The organism is Calditrichota bacterium (assembly GCA_013112635.1).
Taxonomy (GTDB): Bacteria; Calditrichota; Calditrichia; order Calditrichales; family J004; genus JABFGF01.
In genome coordinates this window covers 20349-44751 of sequence record JABFGF010000012.1, presented here as the reverse complement: position 1 = coordinate 44751, position 24403 = coordinate 20349, and the positions used below count along the sequence as shown (strand labels likewise).

The 24403-nt window shown below is 37.8% G+C and carries 16 protein-coding genes; 8 read left to right on the top strand and 8 right to left on the bottom strand.

The window, feature by feature from the left end; translation table 11 throughout:
- Nucleotide 1: 1 nt before the first annotated feature.
- The 7 genes from HND50_20205 to HND50_20175 form a co-directional block, all read right to left on the bottom strand.
- Nucleotides 2–415 carry an endonuclease domain-containing protein gene (locus HND50_20205; protein ID NOG47573.1) on the bottom strand — a complete coding sequence of 138 codons (414 nt, stop codon included), beginning with the start codon at nt 413–415 and terminating at the stop codon, nt 2–4.
- A gap of 82 nt (nt 416–497) precedes the next feature.
- Complete coding sequence (locus HND50_20200) at nt 498–1547, bottom strand: efflux RND transporter periplasmic adaptor subunit (GenBank protein ID NOG47572.1); 1050 nt, start codon at nt 1545–1547, stop codon at nt 498–500.
- Nucleotides 1548–1678: 131 nt separating this feature from the next.
- On the bottom strand, nt 1679–3139 hold the full coding sequence (locus tag HND50_20195; protein NOG47571.1) for a TolC family protein: 1461 nt from the start codon (nt 3137–3139) through the stop codon (nt 1679–1681).
- Between the two features lie 142 nt (nt 3140–3281).
- Nucleotides 3282–6602 carry a hypothetical protein gene (locus HND50_20190; protein ID NOG47570.1) on the bottom strand — a complete coding sequence of 1107 codons (3321 nt, stop codon included), beginning with the start codon at nt 6600–6602 and terminating at the stop codon, nt 3282–3284.
- Between the two features lie 111 nt (nt 6603–6713).
- Entirely contained in the window at nt 6714–7589 is an 876-nt protein-coding gene (locus tag HND50_20185; GenBank protein NOG47569.1) for an ABC transporter ATP-binding protein, read from the bottom strand.
- Between the two features lie 182 nt (nt 7590–7771).
- Nucleotides 7772–9544 carry a response regulator gene (locus tag HND50_20180; GenBank protein ID NOG47568.1) on the bottom strand — a complete coding sequence of 591 codons (1773 nt, stop codon included), beginning with the start codon at nt 9542–9544 and terminating at the stop codon, nt 7772–7774.
- Nucleotides 9545–9642: 98 nt separating this feature from the next.
- Entirely contained in the window at nt 9643–10623 is a 981-nt protein-coding gene (locus tag HND50_20175) for a calcium/sodium antiporter (protein NOG47567.1), read from the bottom strand.
- A gap of 258 nt (nt 10624–10881) precedes the next feature.
- On the opposite strand from HND50_20175, the gene HND50_20170 reads away from it, so the two are divergent.
- The 8 genes from HND50_20170 (at nt 10882) to HND50_20135 (ending at nt 22246) form a co-directional block, all read left to right on the top strand.
- Nucleotides 10882–12273 (top strand): sigma 54-interacting transcriptional regulator, encoded by a 1392-nt coding sequence (locus HND50_20170; GenBank protein NOG47566.1) that lies wholly within the window; start codon nt 10882–10884, stop codon nt 12271–12273.
- Nucleotides 12274–12648: 375 nt separating this feature from the next.
- A complete protein-coding gene (locus HND50_20165; protein NOG47565.1) occupies nt 12649–13806 on the top strand; it encodes a hypothetical protein in 1158 nt (385 codons plus the stop codon).
- A gap of 90 nt (nt 13807–13896) precedes the next feature.
- Nucleotides 13897–14157 carry a DUF4212 domain-containing protein gene (locus tag HND50_20160; protein ID NOG47564.1) on the top strand — a complete coding sequence of 87 codons (261 nt, stop codon included), beginning with the start codon at nt 13897–13899 and terminating at the stop codon, nt 14155–14157.
- A 35-nt stretch (nt 14158–14192) separates the two neighbouring features.
- On the top strand, nt 14193–15884 hold the full coding sequence (locus tag HND50_20155) for a cation acetate symporter (GenBank protein NOG47563.1): 1692 nt from the start codon (nt 14193–14195) through the stop codon (nt 15882–15884).
- Between the two features lie 166 nt (nt 15885–16050).
- Nucleotides 16051–17958, top strand: a complete 1908-nt coding sequence (acs, locus tag HND50_20150) for an acetate--CoA ligase (protein ID NOG47562.1) — start codon at nt 16051–16053, stop codon at nt 17956–17958.
- A 125-nt stretch (nt 17959–18083) separates the two neighbouring features.
- Nucleotides 18084–19997: a propionyl-CoA synthetase gene (locus HND50_20145; GenBank protein NOG47561.1), complete on the top strand. Its 1914-nt coding sequence runs from the start codon at nt 18084–18086 to the stop codon at nt 19995–19997.
- A 26-nt stretch (nt 19998–20023) separates the two neighbouring features.
- Nucleotides 20024–20233, top strand: a complete 210-nt coding sequence (locus HND50_20140; GenBank protein ID NOG47560.1) for a hypothetical protein — start codon at nt 20024–20026, stop codon at nt 20231–20233.
- A 111-nt stretch (nt 20234–20344) separates the two neighbouring features.
- A complete protein-coding gene (locus tag HND50_20135; protein NOG47559.1) occupies nt 20345–22246 on the top strand; it encodes a CBS domain-containing protein in 1902 nt (633 codons plus the stop codon).
- Between the two features lie 6 nt (nt 22247–22252).
- On the opposite strand, the gene HND50_20130 is transcribed toward HND50_20135, so the two are convergent.
- A complete protein-coding gene (locus HND50_20130; GenBank protein ID NOG47558.1) occupies nt 22253–24403 on the bottom strand; it encodes a DNA polymerase III subunit epsilon in 2151 nt (716 codons plus the stop codon).

Here is a 24403-nt window from a genome sequence, read left to right as displayed (position 1 = left end):
TTTAATGATTGCTTAAATTCCCCTCTTGGGAGGGGTTAGGGGTGGGTTCTTTGTAATTATCAACCCAATCGTATATCACTTGTAATACCCCATTAATGTTATTTATAACTTGCAGTCCATCAAACCTTAAAAACAATATCCCCAAACTTTCTAATCGTTTTTGACGGTCATGATCATATTTTTCTTTATCATTGTGGCTTTCACCGTCAATCTCAATAGCCAACATTAACTCGTTGCAGAAAAAATCTAATATATAGTTATCAATTTGTTTTTGGCGGTCAAAATCAAATCCTCTTATTTGTTTACTTTTCAAGTGCTTCCATAACAATCGTTCGGAATAAGTTTGATTATTACGGAGTTTTCTTGCCAGAGGTACAAGTTCTGGTTTGTATTTAAGAATTGTTTTATTTTTCATTTAAACACTATTCTTGTAAATAAAATGACCCACCCCTTGCCCCTCCCAAGAGGGGAATTAAATTCTCACACATTTAAAAACGTTACCTGACAATTTTTACTTTAGAGTGGTGCCGCAATGTTTCAAAACCTTTTATAACCAAGCGATCTCCTTCTTTAAGTCCGCTCAGAACCTCAACGTTTTGTTCATTTTCAAGACCGGTTGCAATAACCCGTCGCTGTGCCGCACTTTTTTCAACTATAAAAACTGTTTTACCCTGCCGTTTGGAAAGGATCACATCCTGAGGAATAACAAGCGCACTGTCTTGCGATGCAACAATCGTCTCCAACTTTACAAACATTCCGGGCCTCAATTTATTGTCAGGATTATCAACAACAATTTTTGATTTAAATGAACGGCTCTGAGTTTCCAGAGCAGGATCAACCTGTTCAACTGTACCGATTAGCGTATCTCCAGGGAGATTGTATTGCGTTACCCTAACAAATTGTCCTGCCTTAACCTGGCCCAATTCTTTTGCAGGAAATGCAACCTCGGCGTACATGGTTTTATAATCCATAATTTCACACATGGGCTGGCCTACGGAAATATAAACCCCTTTTGTATAATATGGCAGGCTTGTAATAATTCCATCAAATGAGGCTTCAATTCGTAATTTACCAAGCTGAATTTTGGCATTTTCAAAAGCATATTCCGAGTCAATAAAAGTACGTTCAGCGTTGATCAGTTCGCGCTGTGTAACCCCGCCTTTTTCATATAAAGATTGTTGCTTTTCATATTCACGTTTAGAAATATCCAGGTTTAATTTTTTTGATTCATAAGCAATATTGTTTTCAAATTCCGGATTATCAATAAAGATAACTACCTGTCCTTTTTGAATACTTTCTCCGGGCCGAAAAGGATTTCCGGTTTTTGGATTTACTGCCAGGCGATAAAATCCCTCTGACTGAGACAAAGCCGTTTCTTTTTTGTGCGCCATTATATCCGCAGTTGAAGTGATAAATTCCATTATCTTAGATCGCTTCAATTCAGTTACATTAACCGGGATTATAATTTCAAGTGCGTCATCGGCATCACTGTCATCACAAGAAATGGCGAGTAAAAATACTAACAGAAATAGTAATGTTTGTTTCAATTTAATATCTCCTTATAAAATACCGTATGGTGTACGGTGTAATGCGAAAAGCGTTTTTTCTCAAATTACATCAAATCTTTTTTCCAACTTGCATAATATCTGCTTTGGATAAAACGCTCTTCGCAACACGCTTAACGATTTTGTTTTTGAATATCCACAGCCCTGTCTTTTTCAAAATCCCATAAGGCCTGTACTTTTAAATCCAAGAGTAAAAGTTTATAATTAATTTGCGCATCAACCAGGTTGTTCTTTTTTGTAGAAAGCTGATTTTGGAACAAGTTTAAATCCATGCTTGTTAAGTCACCGTTTTTATATCGCTCAAGATTGATATCATAAGTTTGCTGGGCAATTTTTACATTTTGCTTTGCAAGGTCAATCTGCAGCGATTGGTTCTCCAGTGAACGATAGGCTTTTCTTAGCCCAATAATAATATTTACTTTTTCATCTTCCCGATTGAATTCAGAAGTCATGACAGATATTTGAGCAGCTTTCTCGCGGGATTCCTGTTCTCCCCAATCATAAATCGGAATATCAAATGAAATACTGGCGCTCTGGTTTTGGTCCTGATTATCAAATATTTGATTTACAGCTTCATCATTTCCTATAAATCCATAACTCAGATTTAAATTCCCTTTAAACTCATTTGTAGCAGCGGCCCTTATTAAACTGGCCTTCGAGCTACGTATATCAAGATCTCTTTGTCGCAGCTCCAGGCGATTTGCCAGCCCCAGCTTTATTGCCCGCTCAGCGGATATTTCTATTTTATCCTGGCTTATTTCAGTTGCAACAGATATTTCTTTATACAAATCAATACCCAAAAGCTGCTTAAGATCATCTAAAGAATTTTGCAAGGTCACTTCGCTGTTTTGTACCGAAGAGCGGCTGGTAATCAGGTTTAACTCTGCCTGAAAAAGCTCCTCTTTTGCTGCCAACCCTGCATTAACCTTATTTTCAATTATTTCATAACTTTGTTTTGTATTGGATAAATCCTCACGTGCAACCTGCAGGGCCAGTTTATTTTGGTAGGTCCTATAAAAAAGATTAGCAACTTGCTGCTCCAACTGCAGTTCATTAATAACGTAATTTAGATAAGAATAATCCAGATCTGCTTTAACCTCTTCCAAGGCCAGTTTTGTCCGGTTGTATGTAAATAAAGGCTGGCTAAATGATAAAAACAGGTTGTTACTATAAATCTTATTCTGAACATCACCTTGAAATTCGCTTTGCGTATCTCTGTATTGAAAAGTGTTCTGCAAAGAAAGTGTTCCATCTGTAAGCAAAATGGGTTGGGCTACAATAAATGTGGCACTGGAACGTTTCTCTTCAGAATCATTAAACCGGCCAAGTAATGCCTGAAAGTTACGGCTGCGTTGAAATAAAAATGGCTCAACATTTAAACTGAAACGGGAGTTCAGGGCAGCCTCCTGAGCATTAAGCAATTCCTGGCTGCGTTCCAGGCTAAAACGTGCCTGCCTTATAGTTGGGCTGTTTTCCCTCGCTATACGCATAGCATCATCAAAATTTATTATTTCCTGTGCAGCCGCAAACTGGAATAAAAATAATCCCACAATAAGAATACTGAATTTCTTCATAAATTGTCTTTCTTTAAAAATTTTGTTATAAGGAATGAATTTCGTCATGCCTAGTTTAATTTGGCATCCTTTACATAAGTAGAACCTGAACCAAGTTCAGGTTGACGATCTAATGCCGTATTACGTTTCGTTCTATTCCAGTTTATTCTTTCAATTCCCATTTAACAGCATCGGCTACAACCATTCGGCCATCGCTATCATCTGTTAAAACAACTTTGCCTTGTCCTTCTTTAAAATAATATGTTTCCATATAATTCCAGCCTGGTTCCGCTTCCGAAAAATCAAGTTCTATTTCATCTTCACCATCAGAGTGGTAGATAATATACTTTTGAACCCCGAAGCTTTCACCACCACGTCTCCCTCTGCGGAAATCACTTTTATCGGGAACATGAACATATACCTGGTAAAATGCATCTTCCGGGATATCTGCTACCCAGGTAGCTTTTCTTTCGCCGGAACCGCTTCTGGCATAATAAGCAGAGTGCACAAACTCCCCATAAAAAGATGGGAATTTTAATTTTTTCCATTGAGACGGGCCATACCACCAGGCAAACCCTTCATACTCATCTTTTTCTTTATTGGCATCTTCATGTATCCATTCTTTTAACTGGCTGTGATATTGTGGGTGAACATATCCAAAATCTTCCCCGCTATTGTCACTTATCGCATCATCCTTTTCAACCTCATCCATCCAGCTAAACAATAATTGCCCTTCTATTGCTTTCGTGTTTTGTTTTAATTCTGCATCATCAAAAACATGTGAGTACACTGTTGGCAAATTTTGAGAAACTAATGTATTCACCCTAATGGCCCGTGGTTCTGCATCTAAAACGATTCCTATTTGCAGAGATTTTTCTGCCTCTATTTCATACAACCATTGTTCACTATTTGCAGTAATACCTTCCATAAAACGACGGCGTCCTTCACCCGGATAGGAAAATTCAACTTCTATTAATCCACTTACCGGTGTTGGGTTATAAACAGAAAAAAGTACCTGATATCTTAAGCGGTCACCGTCCCTTATCTGGTAAAGCTCAAAGCCTCTTATCAAATATCCCGGTAAACGATCATCATATCTCCACTGTTTTAATTCAGAGGTCATATCATAATTGTGATCACTTTTCAAAATACCGGCAATCGAATCCACCGAAATAGATTTAAAACGATTTTCAGCAATCATATTCTGCATAAAATTATCAAAGCCACTTTCACCCAAAATATGTTTTAGTTTTTTTAAAAGATAGCTCCCTTTAACAGCCAACACTTTATTAACCAAATCTTCATCCGCAGCTTTCATAATAACATCTAAACTAGTATCGCTTAATGCAAGATTTGCTTCTTCGGTTGTTGTAAGTTCTCCAATACTCCAGCGGTTACGCGGTCCTTGAAAAATTGCATCCTGACGCAAGTTCGATTCCAAAGCAATTGCAAAAGCCTGGTTTTCTTCATCTCCCAATGCCAGGCAAAAATTTAGAAATAATGGATAAACATTCAGGTCCGGGACAAATGACATAAGATTTTCATCACCAAAGCGGCGGCCTTCCATACCAATAAAAGTGTTGTTTACAAAGCGCCGGAAAAGCATAATCTCTTTTTCCAAATCCGTATAAGTCTGGTTGCTTCGGTTTCCAAAACGCTTCTGCCTTTCCTGCTGATGTTTGAAATAGGATGAAGAGAGAGTGGCCATATTTTCCGGAAGCCAAACTTGTTCAGCTTGTAAAAAATCTGCATTTAAACGTCCGTTGCGTTGATAGGCGTGATGGTGAATAGGAACTTCAACGATTGTAAAACGGTCAAATGGATAACTCAATCCTACTTTATTCTCAAAATCCTGCAACTGGCTTTTAACAACTTCGGGAAGAGTATCTCCGATTTCTTTAAAAAATTCTTTATAATAGTCGTGTTGCTCATAAGAATAGACACTGATTTCCAAACTATCTACCTGAATGGTTTTCTTATCGTAAGGCCCGATTATCAAAGAAATTTCTTTTAAGGAAATTGTATTTTCAAATTCAAATATCCCTGGTTCATTATTAATTACATTCCCCTGGGAAATGGCTATTAAATCTTTGCTTGTTTGAACAGTTAAGGAAAACGCGGAAAATGGTTTTAAAATATCTCGATGGCCGGCAGTATATGTTTTGGGATACCAATAAAGCGCAGGTGGTAAAAGCAGATAATTATCCTCGGTAAAACCATAACGCGCTTCCATCCGGTACATCCAAATATAATGTGTTTGGTCTCTGTCTTCACCAATAATATGTGGATACGCGATGCGATCATCAATTGAGCCGGAATAAGTAATTTGAAGTGAACCTGATTTTGTTTGGATTAATTTTTCATCCAATAAAATTTTGGCAACAATTCCATTCTGGCTAAAAGTTAAGTCTCTTCCGGCTTGAGAAACCCTGCTTATCTGCAACCCGGGATTTAACAAAAATTTTACCGTATCAATCGGGTGATTTGACCTATTTTCGAAACCAAGTTTTGCCTCTACAAAAAGACGATTGCCTTCATGTTTTACATTTAGATCATAGCTGTTTACATGTACCGTTTCATTTGTTAAGAATAATTCTGTTTGCCTGGCAACTTTTTCTCTTAGCTGCTCACCTTCTTTATAATAATTGTAATAATTGAAAAAGAATGATCCACTAACAAGAGGCATACCTATAAGAGATATAATAATAAAAACTTTAGCTTTTTTTGATTGTGGCAGCCGCTGAACCAGCAATACACTCAGCAACATAAAAACTAATCCTAAACCAAACCAGCCAAGCCTTTGAGATGCAAGAGTAGTAAAATTGCTGAGTCCCGTAAAATCTGAATAAGTAAATGCAAGTTTTGCAGCCAGAATATCAAACATCAGAAAACCAAAATCAGAGCCATAAAAAACAGATGCTACCAGCAAGCCAATCACCAGGATTATTACAACTGCCTGATTGCGGACAACATGCATTAAAAACATTGTAAGCCCTACGGCAAAAATTAGCGCCGGCATAGAAAGCAAAAGAGGATAAATAAAATATACCTGCCAGATAAAACTGAGATTGCTGAAAAACAGATTTACAATAGCGCCGCTTAAAATATATATAAAATCAAGCGCAAAAAAGAGCATTAGGATACCGGAAATTCGGCCAAGTAAAAAACTGAGATTACTCATATCTCTTATATAAACCACATCGGATGTATTAAACTTTTTATCGCGTTTATACAAATCCGTTGTGAGAAAAATTAGCACCACAATAAGTAAATAATGTGGCATGGCAATGCTCATATACGGCAGAAACGAATCCATTGAGTGGATAAACCGCGGGACAGGTGATACTGAACTGTGAAAAAGAACATTCATACCAGCCAGGCTGACAATAGACCCAATTGCAAAAATGCGAAAAAACCAACCCCTAAGCAGGATTTTTATTTCGTAAATAGCATTTATTTTTATTGATTGATAAAAGCTGATCATAAATTTTGTCTCAAAAAAAACAGAGTGTCATGCTGAGGCACAAAGTATCCCCTGAAGCAATGGGATTCTTCACTCCGTAATTGCTTCGTTCAGAATGACAACAATTAAAAACTAATTTAACAATTCCATAAAACAGACATAGGCGTGTTCAAGGTTAGGCTCAATTTGTCTGGCTTTAAATCCATTTATATTTTTTGCAACAACATCTACCTGCCATCCACTATCGACTGGCACGGTGGAAATAACTATGTGTTCCTGTTTTACTTTTTCAAGCTCAGAATAATCCACTTCAAGTTGATATGTATAAGGAACAGCTTGTTCAATTAAGTCTTTTGGAGCTCCCTTAAAAGCAAGGCTGCCTTTGCTTAACAAAGCCATATCATGGCATGTGCTGGAAATATCACCAACTATATGAGTTGATAAAATAATTATCCGCTCGTCCCTGGACATTTCCGTTAATAAATTGCGGAAGCGAATTCTTTCTTCAGGATCCAGCCCTGTGGTTGGCTCATCAACAATTAATATTTTGGGATCATTGATCAATGCCTGGGCAATTCCAACACGCCTTTTCATTCCACCGGAAAGCTTACTGGCCAGCTTTTCACGCGAATCGAACAAGCCAACTTTTTCCAGAAGTAAATCTATTTTTTGGATACGTTTTTTTTTATTGGAAAGACCGGCCAAACGTGCACTGTAATCGAGAAACTCCCATGTTTTTATTTTAGGAAATGTACTAAAGTCTTGTGGCAGGTAACCCAATAAACCACGGATTTCCTTACGATTTTTTTGCAGATCAAAACCATCAATTGTCACTGATCCTTTTGTTGGTTTCATCAATGTAACGAGAATACGCATCAATGTTGATTTACCAGCCCCATTTGGGCCAAGAAGCCCAAACAAACCATCAGATATTTCAAAGGAAACATTATCTAAAGCTTTGTTTTTATTTGGATATATTTTAGAGAGTTCTCGAATGTTAATTTTCATTTAAAAGAGGATCAATCTGTTTGTTTTAATTATAGACAAAAGAGTCGGCTTTTTATTGCAAACTTTCTACGAATCTAAAACTTAAATTGTTACAAGAGAATTTTAAGCATAAAGAAACGTGACAATAGAACCAAAAAAAATGAATTTATTGAATACGAGGAGAAAAGGACTAACTAAGGTGATTAAGTATTATTATTGTTTTTAGATATCCACTCCGAGAGAACGCTGAACAGCACTTCCTGCTTAATAGGTTTACTGATATAATCATCCATGCCGGCACTTATATATTTTTCCCGGTCACCTTTCATGGCATCTGCCGTCATAGCGATTATTGGCGTGTATTTATCATTTTGTTGTAAAACACGAATTTTAGCAGTTGCTTCGACACCATTTAATACCGGCATTTGGATGTCCATAAAAATAAGATCATAATTGTTTGATTTAACCATTTCAACAGCTTCCTGCCCGTTCAAAGCTGTTTCAATTGAGCAACCCGTCTTTTGCAGGATTAAAGACGCAACTTTTTGATTAATAAGATTATCTTCTACTAATAAGATTGTTTTGCCTTTTGCTATTCCATTTAATGAGGCCAGGTTTCTATTATTGTTTGGTTTTTCTTCATTGCCCCTTAAAGAACTATCTAACTTAAATGGTATCTTAATTAAGAAAACTGTTCCTATTCCTGGCCTACTATCAATTTGTAACTCACCACTCATCAAATCAACAAGTTCTTTAGTAATTGCCAAGCCTAATCCGGTTCCTCCAAACTTACGTGTTGTTGAAGCATCGGCCTGGGTAAAACGATCAAAAATTGTATCTAATTGTTGTTTCTCTATTCCAATACCGGTGTCTTCAATTTTAAATTGTACCATTTTAATGTTTCCGGCAATTGAATCCATTTTTACTGACAGTTTTATATATCCTTGCAGTGTAAATTTTATGGCATTCCCTATAATGTTAATTAAAACTTGCCGTAAACGGACCGGGTCACCAATAACATTATTTTGAAACTCATCTTCCATTTTTAATTGAAAATCCAACCCTTTTGAGCTAGATAGCTCTCCAAAAACGACAGCAATTTCATTAAGGACCTCTAAAATATTAAAGGAAACATTCTCAACTCTCAATTTCCCCGATTCAAGTTTTGAAAAATCCAAAATATCATCAATTATTGTGAGTAGCGAATCAGCAGAACTTTGGATCATGTCAACGAATTCTTTTTGTTCTTCATTGAGGTTGCTGTCTCTTAACAGTGTGGTCATTCCCAGAATACCATTCATAGGTGTTCTAATTTCATGGCTTACCGTAGCAATAAAATCTCCTTTCATACGTGTGGCAGATTCTGCTTTTGCCAATGCCTCTTTAAGCTTTTCATTTGTTTTTGCCAAGGCTTGCGAATATTGAATACTTCGATCTTTTTCCGCTAAGAATTCTAACCAGTTTTTATTGTGGACTTTACTATAAGAAATCCCAATGACAAAACTTAGCAAGAAAATTAAAATAAATGGCAATTGTAATTCTTCTAAAAACAGAAACGTAAATAGTGCTGAGACTATTAATAGAGTTGAATTAAACAAATAATTAAACGAAAGGTTTTTAAACAGGGCAAATGAAGCAATAAAAGAAATACCAACTATATTTAAAAACAAAATGATTATATAATGATTTAGCTGTGAAGAAAGAACTATTTCGGAAATATATGTAATTGTCCAAAAGACAGCACTTAATTCAATTAAAATGAATGCAATTATTTCTTCATATTTTTTACCTCTGTTAAAAAAAATAAGAGCAATTTTAGGTATTGTAAGTGAGATAATCGCCAGAACAGTATAAATACTAATTGATGGATGGTATAGACCATCATCCGGTAATAAAAATAAAAATGAGTAGAGGATAATATGCCCAAGAGACGCGGCTAAAGTATTATCTTCGCAGTTACTTTGATATAATTTCATTTTTTTTAACGATTTAAAAAGTATAAAACCTTTTATCGTCTAATCTTGATAACACATTAAAAAAATTGGGATTAGGTAGAATAATTACAAAGAAGTGACTAGCGGGTTATTACAATTAAGGTCATATAAGTTAAGTAACCAAGAAATAAAATCCCAGCTATAAAACGGTTAATTTTACCTATGCCAAACATGACGATAATTAATAAGAAAGTGAAAGCGAGCATTACAGGGAAGTCGGCCCATATTACAGACTCGGTAATAGGAATTGGGAAAAACAAAGCTATTGGGCCGGCAACACCCAGGATATTAAAAAGATTGCTGCCAATTACATTACCAACCAGCAATTCATTTTCCTTTTTTATAACGCTAATAATCCCAGTGGCCAGTTCCGGAAGGGATGTTCCGAAAGCAACCATTGTTAAGCCAATAATAACCTGGCTTATGCCTAATTCTTCTGCAATGGCAGTTGCCGAATCGATAGTTACTTTTGAACCATAGCCCAAAACAATAATGCCAATAATAGTCCATATCAAAAAGATTATGACTTTGCTTTTATTAGAAAGTGAATCTATGAAAGACCAACCTGTATCGACATGTGGAATATCTTCAGTACTTTGTTGGGAGCGGTTATTTATGCTTGTCCTAATCAGTAACACTGTAAATAAAATAATGCCAAAGAACAGTATACCGCCTTCAAAGTGGCCAACCGAATTATCCATGGCAAATATCCAGAATAATATTGATACAGCTGTTACCCAGATTAACTCATTTTTAATACTATCTTTTAAACGGGATATTGGCCTGAGCAGTGCAGAGAAACCCAGAACAAGTCCTATATTTGCAATATTACTGCCAACAATATTTCCAACTGAAATATCAATATTTCCTTTGTAGGCCGCAAAAAAGCTAACCAAAAATTCAGGTGAAGACGTACCAAAAGCAACAACTGTTAATCCAACAATTATTGGAGAGATCCTCAACATTAATGCAATGCGTGAAGAGCCGCGAACCAATAACTCGGCACCTATATAAAGTAAAAGTAATCCGGCAAAAAAAAGAAGGCTGTTTATTAGAATCAAAATGATGTCCAATTATTTTAAAGCGGGTAATTTAAGCGAAATGGAAATCAGTACAAAATTGAATCTTTTGATTTGTGGATTTGTAATTAATTTATAAGAAACCATTTGATGAACACAAGCTAATTTTTAATAAATCCTGATTGGATAAAATATCAAATCCCTGGCTAAACTGCCCCTACTTGCACCGTTCACTCTAAAGTCTGTATTTTAGCCACACTTTTGCCAAGCCAATATAATTTTCTTTTAATGAAACCTATCATGCCAATTAATCAAAAAACCGATTCGAATACACAGGGAATTCGCCTTCTCTTAATTGGTGGTGATAATAATGGCCGGCAACTTTTGGAGCAATTCCGCAGCGATCCATCGATCCAAGTTGTAGGCGTAATTGATAAAAAGCCGGATAGCCCTGCCATGAAATTAGCCAGGGAAGAAAATCTCCCCACATCAAAAGACTACAAAGAGTTTATCCGTGATGAAACTATTGACCTTATATTAAATGTTACCGGCGATAAGATTCTACAGCATAAACTTATGCAGGATAAAATGCCCGGTAGTGTTTTAATTGGTAAAGTCAGCGCAATGCTAATCTGGACAATGGTAGATGAAACCAGCAAACGGAAAATTTTAGAAAACTATCTTAGCCTTAATATAAAAAAATATGTTACCCATGAAATGATTATGGGGCACACCAACCGCATGAAAGAAATAGGTAACCAAATTAGCCGCGTTGCCCCAACACAAACAACCGTTCTTATACGTGGCGAAAGCGGAACAGGCAAAGAAATGGTTGCTAGGACAATACACCAGGTAAGCCCATGGCGGGATGCGCCAATGGTTACAGTAAATTGCACCGCAATAAGTGCCAGCCTTTTTGAAAGTGAACTCTTCGGTTATAAAAAGGGAGCTTTTACAGGCGCAGAAGAAGACCGCCCGGGTCTACTTGAAATAGCGAATAACGGAACTGTATTTTTAGATGAGATTGGTGATATGCCCCTTGAAATGCAGGGAAAAATGTTACGATTTTTGCAATCTCAGGAAATTCGCCGGGTTGGTAGCTTTGAGACAAAAAAAGTGAATGTACGCATAATAGCCGCCACAAATAGCAAACTGGAAGAATCAATTAAAGAAAATACTTTCCGGTCTGATCTCTTTTACCGGCTTAACGCTTTTACAATTGAGCTTCCGGCCCTTAGGGAGCGGAGAGAAGATATAAGCCTTCTTGCATATCACTTTTTAAAAAACACCCATGATAAATTTGACAGTAAAGTTAAAACAATTTCTAATGACGTGATAAAAGAATTACAAAACTATTCCTGGCCTGGCAATATACGGGAACTAAAAAATGTAATTGAAAGAGGCGTTATTATGGCCAATGAAAATATTCTGGAAGTTTCTGATTTGCCTGTAGAAAAAAACTCCAATCAAAGCGCAGATGCAGATAATTTAATTGATTTAAATCTTGGATTAATGAAAATAAAAGAATCTAATATCCAAAAAATAGAAAAAAAATTATTACTGCAATACCTTGAACAGACTTCAGGTAATATATCCCATGCTGCCCAAGAAGCCCAGGTTCCCAGGAGAACTTTTCAACGCCTGCTTACCAAACATCAGATTGAAGCTTCCCAATTTAAAAACAAAATATAGCGCTAATCGCCAAATAGGATGACAAACATGTCACATTATTTGATGTGACATCTATGACACACTTCATTAACCTCCTTTTAAACTATTAATATTACTGCACTTATATAGTTTATTGCTAATTAATATTTAATAAACCTTCATAATAAATTTCAAATTATAAAGACACGCGTGTCGCGGTTTCACTTATTGATATTTTAATGGTTTCAACTGGATTAATTTATATAATCTTTTAATAATATTGAATTTAGCCCCCTTTTATCATCACTAGTGCATTTAATCACTTTGGTTGGCATACTTTTCGCATAAGGAGAGCAAAACTCAATTCCTTCCATCGGACATATTATTCTATTTATACTTTATTAGGAGGTACTAATTATGCACAAAGGTATTTTGCTCTTTTGTATTTTTTTAGTAGGAGGCACGGCTTTAGCTCAAGATGGTGAATTCGGCGTTAAATTTTCCGGGTTTGTCAAATTTGATGCCTTTTTTGACACACGGCAGGTTGTTGCTGCACGTGAAGGACATTTTCATCTCTATCCGGCAATTACATCAGATGCGAATGATAATCCAAGTTTTAATATGCTCGCCATTCAAACACGCTTAAAAACATCAATAAGCGCACCGGATGCATTTGGAGCAAAAGTAAAGGGGGTTGTAGAAGGCGCATTTTTCGGACACTCTGCAGCCGATGTAAATGGCTTTCGGTTACGACATGCGTTTGCAACCTTTGATTGGGACAATACGCAAATGCTTTTTGGCCAATACTGGCACCCAATGTTTGTAACAGCCGTTTTTCCCGGAACTGTTTCCTTTAATACAGGTGTTCCCTTTCAGCCTTTTTCACGCAATCCGCAAATCCGTTTAACACAAAAAGTTTCCGACAATGTTAAACTTATTGCTGCAGCCATGTCGCAGCGCGATTTTGCAAGTTCCGGCGGTAGTAAATCTTTAAGGGATGCTGTAGTCCCAAATCTTCATGCACAAATTCAACTTACATCAGGAAAGCATGTTTTTGGCGGGGGTGTTGATTATAAATCTTTGAGGCCATCTCTTTCAAGCGATGAAACTGTAACCGGAATTTCATTTCTTGGTTATGCAAAACTTGTAACCGATGCGGTAACAATAAAAGCTGAGGGAGTACTTGGACAAAATATGACAGATTTGCTAATGCTTGGCGGGTATGCTTTTGATGCTGACAGCTCTTCTTACGTTTCTACCAATAATTTATCGGTTTGGACAGATATCCATACACATGGCGATTTCCAGGTTGGTGTTTTTGCAGGTTATACTGCCAATAATGGAGCTGATGAAGATACAAAGGCTGGCACAGCAAAAATGCGTGGCTCTAATATTGCCAGTGTTTTGCGTGTTTCTCCAAGAGCAGTATGGAATTCTGGAAAAGCACGGTTTGCCGTTGAATTAGAATATACAGCCGCGGCGTATGGAACAGCTAACTCAAAGCTTGAAGTTGAAAACACCGAGGATGCGGACAATATAAGATTACTATTTTCTACATTTCTCTTTTTTAACTAAAAGTAACTTTGTCTGATGGAGAGATAGTTACTTTTAGGTTTCTACAAACAGAAAAAATTTAAACTCTAAACAAAGCATTGGAGACGTTTTATGAGTGATAAAAAAAATCTTCAGGAATATTGGAAAAAAAATATCAGATATGTTGGGATACTGCTCTCAGTTTGGTTTGTGGTATCTTATGTATTTGGTATTCTCCTGGTCGAACAGCTGGATACAATCCGCTTCTTTGGATTTAAATTAGGCTTTTGGTTTGCCCAGCAAGGATCTGAAATTGTATTCGTGATTTTGATATTCGTTTATGTTCATTTAATGAACAAGCTGGATCGTGAATACGACGTTCACGAAGAATAATTAGTTATTTAAATCGAAATTAGAAAGGTAAAAATATGAGTATTTTAACTTGGACCTGGATTCTTGTTGGCTTCACCTTTTCAATATACATAGGTATTGCGATTTGGTCACGGGCCCGATCCACAAGTGACTTTTATGTTGCCCATCGTAGCGTCCCGGCCTTGGCAAATGGTATGGCTACAGGAGCTGATTGGATGTCCGCAGCATCATTTATTTCAATGGCAGGTTTAATTTCATTTATTGGCCGTGATGGATCTGTTTACCTGATGGGTTGGACAGGCGGTTATGTTTTACTGGCATTATTACTGGCACCATATTTAAGAAAATTTGGAAAATTTACAGTTCCTGATTTTGTTGGTACGCGCTACTATTCTGACACTGCACGTGTTGTAGCTGTTGTGTGTGCTATTTTTGTTTCATTTACTTACGTTGCCGGCCAAATGCGCGGGGTTGGGATTGTATTCTCCCGCTTTCTGGAAGTAGATATTAACAGTGGTGTATTAATTGGTATGGCCATAGTTTTCTTTTATGCCGTACTTGGCGGTATGAAAGGTATTACCTATACACAAGTTGCCCAATATGTTGTTTTGATTATTGCTTACTTAATTCCAGCAATTTTTATTTCAATCCTTTTAACTGGCAACCCAATTCCTCAATTAGGTTTTGGTAGCGAGTTAAGTGATGGCAGCGGTTATCTTTTGGATAAGCTCGATGGCCTAAGTACGCAACTGGGTTTTGCGGCCTATACGGGTGGCGGCAGTAAATCTATGATTGATGTTTTCTTTATAACGGCAGCGTTAATGGTTGGAACTGCAGGATTGCCCCATGTAATCATTCGTTTTTTTACGGTTCCTAAAGTATCCGATGCGCGTAAATCTGCAGGTTATGCGTTACTGTTTATCGCAATTCTTTACACGACTGCACCGGCAGTTGCTGCTTTTGCAAGAACAAATATGATCCAGACTTTGAATGACCAATCTTACGCTGATGCTCCATCCTGGTTAAAAAACTGGGAAGAAACAAATCTTATCAAATTTGAAGATAAGAATAAAGACGGCCTTATGCAGTACAGAGCCGATACAGCTGTAAATGAATTAACCATCGATCGCGATATTATGGTTTTAGCTAATCCGGAAATTGCACAACTCCCGAATTGGGTAATTGCACTTGTCGCCGCAGGTGGTCTCGCCGCTGCACTTTCTACAGCAGCCGGATTGCTTCTTGTGATTTCGACATCCATATCGCATGACCTTATAAAGAATGTGATAGCACCCCAAACAAAAGATAAGCAAGAGCTCACCTATGCCCGTATCGCAGCAGGTTTTGCAGTTTTGCTTGCCGGTTATTTTGGGATAAATCCGCCTGGATTTGTGGCGCAGGTGGTTGCCTTTGCTTTTGGTCTGGCAGCTTCCTCATTCTTCCCGATTATTATTTTGGGGATCTTTTCTAAAAAGACTACAAAAGAAGGCGCTATTTGGGGTATGATTTCAGGCATAGTACTTACTGCCGGCTATATCATCTATTTTAAATTTATTAACCCCGGTGCTAATGTAGCTGATAACTGGTGGTTTGGTATTTCACCGGAAGGAATCGGTACACTTGGTATGGTTCTTAATTTTATCGTTGCCACAACTGTATCCAAATTCTCTCCGGCTGTACCGGAAGATGTTCAACATATGATTGAAGATATACGCGTTCCTCGTGAAGCAAAAGCGAGCGATGCTTAAATAAATCGGCTGTTTATGGTTGGGGCTGTCCCTTACAATATTTTATGAATTGGGATAAGAAAGCGTTTGGGATTAGCCCTTCCCATAAGTTGCGGATTAATTTTACGCAGAAATTTTCAATACTTTTTTGAATCAACAAAAACCCAATTCATTCAGGAGGTATTTCATGTCAAATGAAAAAAACAGAACAACTGACGCAGATTTGTATTATCCCTCGCAACAAGTAATTGATAAAGCCACGGTAAAGGAATATGATGAGCTTTATAAAAAATCAATCGAAGACCGGGAAGGTTTTTGGAGCGAACAAGCTGAGAACCTGGAATGGTTTTCCAAGTGGGAGAAGGTCCTTGATGATAGCAATAAACCTTTTTATAAATGGTTCACCGGTGGTAAAATAAATATTATTCACAATGCAATTGACAGGCATCTTACAAATTGGCGCCGCAATAAACTGGCAATAATTTGGGAAGGTGAACCCGGTGATGTGCGTACTTTTTCATACCATGCCCTCAATCGTGAAGTATCGAAGTTTGCAAATATTTTAAAAAGTATGGGTGTAAAAAAAGGTGATATTGTAACCATTTATATGCCTCAAATACCGGAACTGGCATTTGCCATGCTTGCCTGTGCAAAAATCGGCGCAGCACACAGCGTTGTATATGGCGGGTTTAGTGTAGAAGCTTTGGCCGATAGGATTGACGATGCCAAAAGCCGTGTTTTGGTTACTGCCGATGGAGGTTTCCGGCGCGGTAAAGTTGCAGATCTTAAAGGGATTGTAAATGATGCCATAAAACGATCACCAACCATTGAAGCGTGCATTACTGTAAAGCGCACCGGGCATGATGTTTACATGGAAAATGACAGGGACTTCTGGTATCATGAGTTATGTTCGCTGCCAATTGCCAGCCCCAAATGTAAAACAGAGGTTCTGGATTCTGAAGACATGCTTTTTATCCTTTATACATCCGGAACGACAGGTAAACCCAAAGGTGTTTTACACACACATGGTGGATATGCCGTATATACAGCCACTACACACCGCATGGTTTTTGATGTGAAGGACGATGACCGTTGGTGGTGTGCTGCCGACCCGGGCTGGATAACCGGCCACAGCTATATTGTTTACAGCCCGCTGATTAACGGAAGCACTGTTATGATGTATGAAGGCGCACCAAACCACCCTTATCCAAACCGCTGGTGGCAAATAGTTGAAAAATACGGAATAACAATTCTTTACACATCACCAACGGCTATTCGTGGATTAATGCGTTTTGGCGATCAGTGGCCCAAACGTCATGATATAAGTTCTCTACGCCTTTTAGGATCTGTTGGGGAACCCATAAATCCGGAAGCATGGCGCTGGTACTACAATGTTATTGGCCAGGAGCGCTGCCCGATTATGGACACATGGTGGCAGACTGAAACCGGCGGTTTTATGATCACGCCTTTACCGATCACGCCCCTAAAACCGGGCTCCGGAACAAAGCCATTTTTTGGGAACGAAATTGCTGTTGTGGATGATGATGGAAATGAAGTGCCTGCTAATGAAGAAGGCAAGCTGGTTATTAAAAATCCCTGGCCGGGAATGGCGCGAACAATTTTTGGTGACCCTGACCGCTATGAAGAAACATACTGGAAAACATATGAAAAGCAGGGCTGGTACACCGCAGGCGATTCTGCACGAATTGATGAAGATGGCTACATCTGGGTTATTGGCCGGATTGATGATGTTATAAAAGTTAGTGGCTACCGCCTTGGTACTGCTGAAATTGAGAGTGCTCTTGTCAGCCATCAGGATGTTGCAGAAGCTGCAGCAATTGCTTTGCCACATGAGCTAAAGGGAAATGCCATTCATGTTTATGTTATTTTAAAGGCAGGTCTTTCTGGCAGCCAGGAATTAAATGAAAGCCTAAAAGATCATGTGTCCAAGGAACTAGGCCCCATTGCCCGGCCAGAAACAGTAACATTCACCGAGACTTTACCAAAAACAAGAAGTGGTAAAATTATGCGCCGTGTTTTAAAAGCGCGTGCCCAGGGATTGGATGAAGGCGATTTGAGTACACTAGAAGCCTGACAAAAAAATATCAACCTGATGGTCAAGTAAAAGGTAAAGAATCATCAGAACCGGGTAACCGGAACGGGTGATATATTATGCACCATCAGGGTTTTAGAGTTGAAAAAGTAATAAAGGAAATTTAAATGAATTATTCAGATGATTTTAAAAAATCCATTGAAAACCCTGAAGCTTTTTGGGGAGAAAAAGCCGAAGATCTTTTTTGGTTTCAAAAGCCGGAGCAAGTCCTTTCTCAAGATAAAGAAGGTTTTTACAGATGGTTTAAAGGTGGTGTTTTAAATACATCTTACCTTGCATTGGATTATCACATCGAGATTGATCATGGTGACAATATTGCAATGATATTTGACTCGCCCGTAACTGGGACTAAACAAAAATTTACTTATTTAGAATTGCGCGACAAAGTTGCCGCATTTAGCGGTGCGCTACAGGAGTTAGGTGTTCGCAAAGGCGACCGTGTGGTGATTTACATGCCAATGATCCCGGAAGCAGTAATAAGCATGTTGGGTTGTGCACGGATCGGCGCTGTTCACTCTGTTGTTTTTGGTGGATTTGCTCCCAATGAACTTGCCATTCGGATTGACGATGCTAAACCAAAGATAATTGTAACTGCGAGTAATGGTATTGAATTTACGCGGGTTATTTCTTACAAACCATTGATTGACAGTGCCATTGAGCAAGCCAAGCACAAACCTGAACATTGTATTGTTTTACAACGCCCGCAAGTTACTGCTGATTTAATTCCCGGTCGTGATTTAGATTATAGTGAACTTGTTACAAAAGCCCGTCCGGGTGCATACATTCCTGTAGAGGCTACCGATCCATTATATATTTTGTACACATCAGGTACCACCGGCAAACCAAAAGGTATTGTGCGCGATAATGGCGGCCATGCAGTTGCTCTAAAAGCCAGTATGAAACAAATCTATGGAATAGAAAGAGGCGATGTTTTTTGGGCTGCTTCAGATGTGGGCTGGGTTGTAGGCCATTCCTATATTGTTTATGCGCCATTATTGGCCGGTGCCACAACTATCCTGTTTGAAGGAAAACCGGTTCGCACACCTCATGCCGGAGTTTTTTGGAGAATTTTATCTGAATATAAAGTAAAAACTTTTTTTACCGCACCAACCGCTTTCCGGGCTATAAAAAAGGAAGACCCTTTTGGCAATATGTGCAAAAATTATGATTTGTCTAAACTGAAATATCTGTTTCTGGCCGGAGAACGGTTAGATCCTCCAACCTATCATTGGTTAAAAGAACTGCTACCCGATAAACCCATCGTCGATCATTGGTGGCAAACTGAATCAGGCTGGCCGATGGTAGCCAATCCTATCGGAATTGAAAAGTTTGATGTAAAGCCGGGTTCTGCCACAAAACCTGTTTATGGATATGATGTTCAGATTTTAGATGATGATGGTAAACAGGTAAAAGCAAACACAGAAGGAAATATTGCTGTAAAGCTGCCTCTACCACCGGGATGTTTACCGACTTTATGGAATGACAAAAAAAGATTTCTGGCATCTTATCTCGAACGTTTTCCTGGATACTATCATACCGGCGATGGCGGTTATATTGACGAAGACGGGTTTGTTTTCATCATGGGTAGAACAGATGATGTAATAAATGTAGCCGGGCATCGTCTTTCCACTGGCGCCATGGAAGAACATATTGCCAGCCATCCGGCAGTTGCAGAATGTGCGGTTGTGGGCATAAACGATGAATTGCGAGGCCAGGCACCGGCTGGTTTTGTTGTAATTAAGGATCGATATAAAGTAGATGAACATTCTCTTTCCGGCGAGCTTATCACAATGATCCGTGAAGAAATAGGTTCTTTTGCCAACTTCCGTCAAACAGCTGTTGTTAAGCGCCTTCCAAAAACAAGGTCAGGAAAAATACTGCGCCATCTAATTCGTAAAATTGCTGATGGTGAAGAATATTCAATCCCCTCAACCATTGATGATGTTGGCATTCTTGATGAGATAAAAGAAGTATTGTATCAAAAACAGATCGGTAATGCTTTTCAAACAGACGGGATTTAGGAAATCTTTAAATTAAAGAGGCAATTATGAAATTAAACAAAAAACAATCGGCCATATTTACAGCCATTTATGTATTAATAACACTGGGTTTTAGGTTTTATATAGAACCATTATTAGGTGGCCATTATCTCATTTCTATTGGAATTGGACTCTACTTTATTCTGCTCTATTGGGTTTTACTAAAAAAGAGATTTCTCAATTTTCAGAATGGAAATGCTGCAACCCCCGGTTCATAAGCCGGGAGACAGGTAAGTACCTGCGGGCTTATTAATAAAAGAAATGATTGCTTTTGAATTAGTGGATATGTAATCTCATTCATACAGTATTCATTTTCAGCCATAAATATAGTGAAAAGATCCTTATTCAAATATTTATCAAACCTGTCACCTTTCAATTTCCTACCAGAAACAACAATCGCCAAACTGTCTGAAAAAATAATAAAAGACAATTGCACGGAAGATGAAGTTCTTTTTGTGCAAGGCAAATCCAAAGTTGATTCATTATATATTATTCAATCGGGCGCCCTGGAAATTTACTACCAGGAAGGCCGAAGTAAAACCCTGCAAGGTTTCTTAAGCGAGGGTGAAATATATGGCGGTATTTCCATTTTACTAAATGATGGACTTTCTGTTCGCACCGTACGTACACATGAAAACAGTACTTTTCTAAAATTAAATAAAAGCATATTCCTGGAACTCTGCCAATCTAATGAAGAATTCTCGTCATTCTTTACAGACACCTTCGGCAAAAGGATGCTGGACAGATCATATTCTGCAATAATGTCAAAAACTCTTCAGGAGAATAATGATCTAAATCTGAATATTTTTAACAAACATGTCTCTTCACTGTTAATCAAAGAATGGGCAGAATGCGCTGAGCAGAAAACAATCCGCCAGGCTGCATCAATTATGTCTGCTCAAAAAAAGAGCGCACTGCTTATTAAAAACAAACAACATGAATATACAGGAATTATTACGGATAAGGATTTCCGCGAAAAAGTTGTTGTAAAAGGTGCTGATCCGGAAGACCCGGTAAACACAATTATGTCTTCACCAATAATTTATATCAATAATAACACATCTGTATTTGACGCCATCTTTACAATGAGCAACCACCACATCAAACACCTTGTTGTGCAAAATGATTTGGGGAAAATAAAAGGAATTATTACTGATCATGATATGATTGTTGCCCAGGGACAGTCACCGTTATCTCTCTTGCAGCAAATTGTTTCCGTATCTTCAATGGAACAACTACACACCATCCAACCACAATTACCGGCAATGATCCGTGGAATGATTCATAATGGAGCACGGTCAGAATTTATAAACCGTTTTATCACACGAATATCAGATGAGATTTTAAAAAGGATAATCAGGTTTGCCCTTGCAAAACATGGTGAACCACCAGTTAAATTTGTTTTTATGATTATGGGCAGCGAGGGTCGACGTGAACAAACATTGAAAACAGATCAGGATAATGCCATTTTGTATGAAGACACACCCAAAGATAATGCTAATGAAATTCACGCATACTTCCTGGCCTTGGGCAAAACAATCTGCACACAGCTTAACCAGGCAGGCTATACTTTTTGCAAGGGAAATGTTATGGCACAAAATCCAAAATGGTGCCAGCCATTGGCTAAATGGAAAAGCTACTTTTCAAATTGGATAAACACACCAGAGCCATTAGCCTTAATGCATTCAAGCATATTTTTTGATTTTAGATCGGGTTACGGGGATGATTTTTTGGTGGAAAAATTACGGGACTATCTATTTGAAAAGCTTAGTAAACGCAGCGATTTATTCTATTTCCACCTCACAAAAAATGCACAGCACTTTAGGCCTCCTTTGGGATTTTTTAGAAATTTTGTTTTGGAATCGCACGGTAAACACAAAGATGCCTTTGATATAAAAAAAGCAATGACACCAATTGTTGATTTTACACGCCTTTACAGCCTTTATCATAAAATTGAAGCAACAAATACTTTAAGCCGCCTGTTGGAGTTAAAAAAGCTTGAAGTTTTTGAAAAGCAGGAATATGATGATTTAAAACAAGCTTACACCTATTTGATGCAACTACGGTTTGTACGTCAGTTAAGTGCAATTTTAGATATGAATGAAGAAGCGGATAATTATATTATTCCAAAGCAACTAACCCACATAGAACAAAGGTTGCTCAAAGAAATCTTTAGCCTGATAGAAAAATTTCAACAAAAAATGAGCCTCAAGTTTACTGCTAATACCTGATCTTACTTAGTACTTAATTCGGGCATAATAGGTTTTTTGGGAAGCTTCCAACGCTTGCCCCAAAGTAGAAATACCTTTTTCTTTTAGAAGATCGATCAGTTTTATAAAAACTTCTGCCGTTACAATCGCATCTCCTAAAGCTGTGTGCCTGCCAATATTTGTCAGCTCAAAACGTTTTGCAAGTGTATCAAGGCTGTGGCTTTCCTGGTGCGGATGAATAAACGCCGATAAAAGCAAAGTATCCAAAACCGGGTTTTCAAAACGAAGATTTAGTTGGTTCTCTTTCAACTGCAAAAAACGCATATCAAAAGCAGCATTATGTGCAACCAAAATTGTCTCTTCAGCATAACCATGAAACAGAGGCAGGACTTTATCAATTGTTGGTTGCCCTTTAAGCATATCCGATGTAATGCCTGTTATTTCTGAAGCGGCTTTAGGTAGCTTTCTTTGCGGATCGATTAGTTGTTCATATTGCTCGCCACTTAGAATTTTGTTATTCACAATTCGCACTGCCCCAATCGAAATAATCTCATCGCCATTGGCAGGGTCCAGTCCTGTTGTTTCTGTATCAAAAACAACAAACTTTAAACTGGACAAATCAATATCTTCCCATTTTTGGCTGTTTGCCCGCTGAGAAAAAAGATCAAAATCATAAAATTCAGGTCTATTTTCAAAAGAAACATTGCTGCCCCATTGATTATTTTCATCGGTGACAAAACCCGGTTTTAAAAGAATCCTGATGCCGCCTTCCTGATTTCCTTCTTCTGCTTTAAGCCAAATGCGCCCGTTATGCCGATCAATAATTTCGAGCACGGTATAAGGGAAATTTAATCCAGCAATTGCTATTTGTTCGTTAATAATTAAATCAAACTTTTCCTGGGATATTCGCTTACCTGACCATAAAATATCGAAGTAATTAAAATTCTCCGCTTTTGAAATATTCAGTTTTAAAGAGTCATTTATTTCATGTTCATTTAATTGGTGAATTAAAAAAAGAATCATATTTATAAAAGAAAAGTTTTCAACTTTAAGCCATAAATGTTCATCTGCATTAAGTATTTCAATTTGATTTTCTTTTAAATCTGCCAGTTTGCGTTTAGTGAGGCGCAGCAAGCTGTTTGCGCTGATATTTTCCAGAGGCCAGTTTAAAGAGAAATATTTTTTATACTTTTCAATTGTGCTGTTTAAATGTTCTGTCAGGGACGATGCTTCATCGTTAATTACATTATGAAACAACGAGAGCTGCCCGCTGTCCATATCTTTGTAACTAATAACCGATTCAATCGCAGCCCGGATATTTGCAGCAGACGAACGTGTTCCACGAACAAGCGCCTGTATCATTTCATAGCGCTGAATATCATGCTCAAGCTGCTCGGAAACATCATACATAATTATAATGAAACCAGTCATTGTTTCATTTTTACCGAGAACAGGTACAACATGCATTCGTGCCAGGGTTCCCGATGGTAATGGCAAAACCAACTGAGAACTAAAATGATCGTCTTTATGTTCTATTTTATGCTGAATTTCATCCAGGGCATGAACAATAACTTCCTTAGAAATTGATTTAAATACCGATCGGCCAATACCGGTTAAGCGTTGAAATGAGCCGGTTTCATCTTCTTGTGATGAGAGATACTGTTGTACGCGTTTATTGTAAAGTAAAATCTGGCCTTCAATATTGCAGATTAGCACGCCCTCTTGCAATTCGGAAATAAGCGATGCTAAAATATTTTTCTCTTTTTCAAGATTGATATTTGCTTCAGTAATTTTCTTGTTAACGTTCTCCTGTAAATCTTTTTTCTGGATTGCAAAATCCGCAAAAAGCCCAGCTATTTGTTGGATTGTTTTCGCTCCACTGCTTGAAATAGAGGTTTTCTGAGGCGAGTTTTTCATTACCTCAGCATCTTCAATTAATTTTTGAAGCGGAATGAAATAATCACTAAACATTTTTTTTGCAACAAAGCCCAAAATAAAAAGAAATGTAAAAAGAGATAAAATTAGATATGTTTTTAAAGGTTTAAGAAGGTTTAGAAGTATCTCTTGCTCAGGCGTATTCAATTGAAACCAAAAACCAAAAACCACTGCCAAAAATATAATTGCAGGCAAGAATGCACTGAATGTAAGCCAAAGAAGAATTTTATGTTTGCGGGCCAT

What these genes read in the sequence shown, in the direction of transcription:
- HND50_20130 (NOG47558.1), bottom strand. Translation starts at nt 24,403, where the DNA reads ATGGCCCGCAAACATAAAATTCTTCTTTGGCTTACATTCAGTGCATTC.
- HND50_20190 (NOG47570.1), bottom strand. Translation starts at nt 6,602, where the DNA reads ATGATCAGCTTTTATCAATCAATAAAAATAAATGCTATTTACGAAATA.
- HND50_20195 (NOG47571.1), bottom strand. Translation starts at nt 3,139, where the DNA reads ATGAAGAAATTCAGTATTCTTATTGTGGGATTATTTTTATTCCAGTTT.
- HND50_20185 (NOG47569.1), bottom strand. Translation starts at nt 7,589, where the DNA reads ATGAAAATTAACATTCGAGAACTCTCTAAAATATATCCAAATAAAAAC.
- HND50_20165 (NOG47565.1), top strand. Translation starts at nt 12,649, where the DNA reads ATGCACAAAGGTATTTTGCTCTTTTGTATTTTTTTAGTAGGAGGCACG.
- HND50_20155 (NOG47563.1), top strand. Translation starts at nt 14,193, where the DNA reads ATGAGTATTTTAACTTGGACCTGGATTCTTGTTGGCTTCACCTTTTCA.
- HND50_20205 (NOG47573.1), bottom strand. Translation starts at nt 415, where the DNA reads ATGAAAAATAAAACAATTCTTAAATACAAACCAGAACTTGTACCTCTG.
- acs (NOG47562.1), top strand. Translation starts at nt 16,051, where the DNA reads ATGTCAAATGAAAAAAACAGAACAACTGACGCAGATTTGTATTATCCC.
- HND50_20145 (NOG47561.1), top strand. Translation starts at nt 18,084, where the DNA reads ATGAATTATTCAGATGATTTTAAAAAATCCATTGAAAACCCTGAAGCT.
- HND50_20180 (NOG47568.1), bottom strand. Translation starts at nt 9,544, where the DNA reads ATGAAATTATATCAAAGTAACTGCGAAGATAATACTTTAGCCGCGTCT.
- HND50_20170 (NOG47566.1), top strand. Translation starts at nt 10,882, where the DNA reads ATGCCAATTAATCAAAAAACCGATTCGAATACACAGGGAATTCGCCTT.
- HND50_20160 (NOG47564.1), top strand. Translation starts at nt 13,897, where the DNA reads ATGAGTGATAAAAAAAATCTTCAGGAATATTGGAAAAAAAATATCAGA.
- HND50_20140 (NOG47560.1), top strand. Translation starts at nt 20,024, where the DNA reads ATGAAATTAAACAAAAAACAATCGGCCATATTTACAGCCATTTATGTA.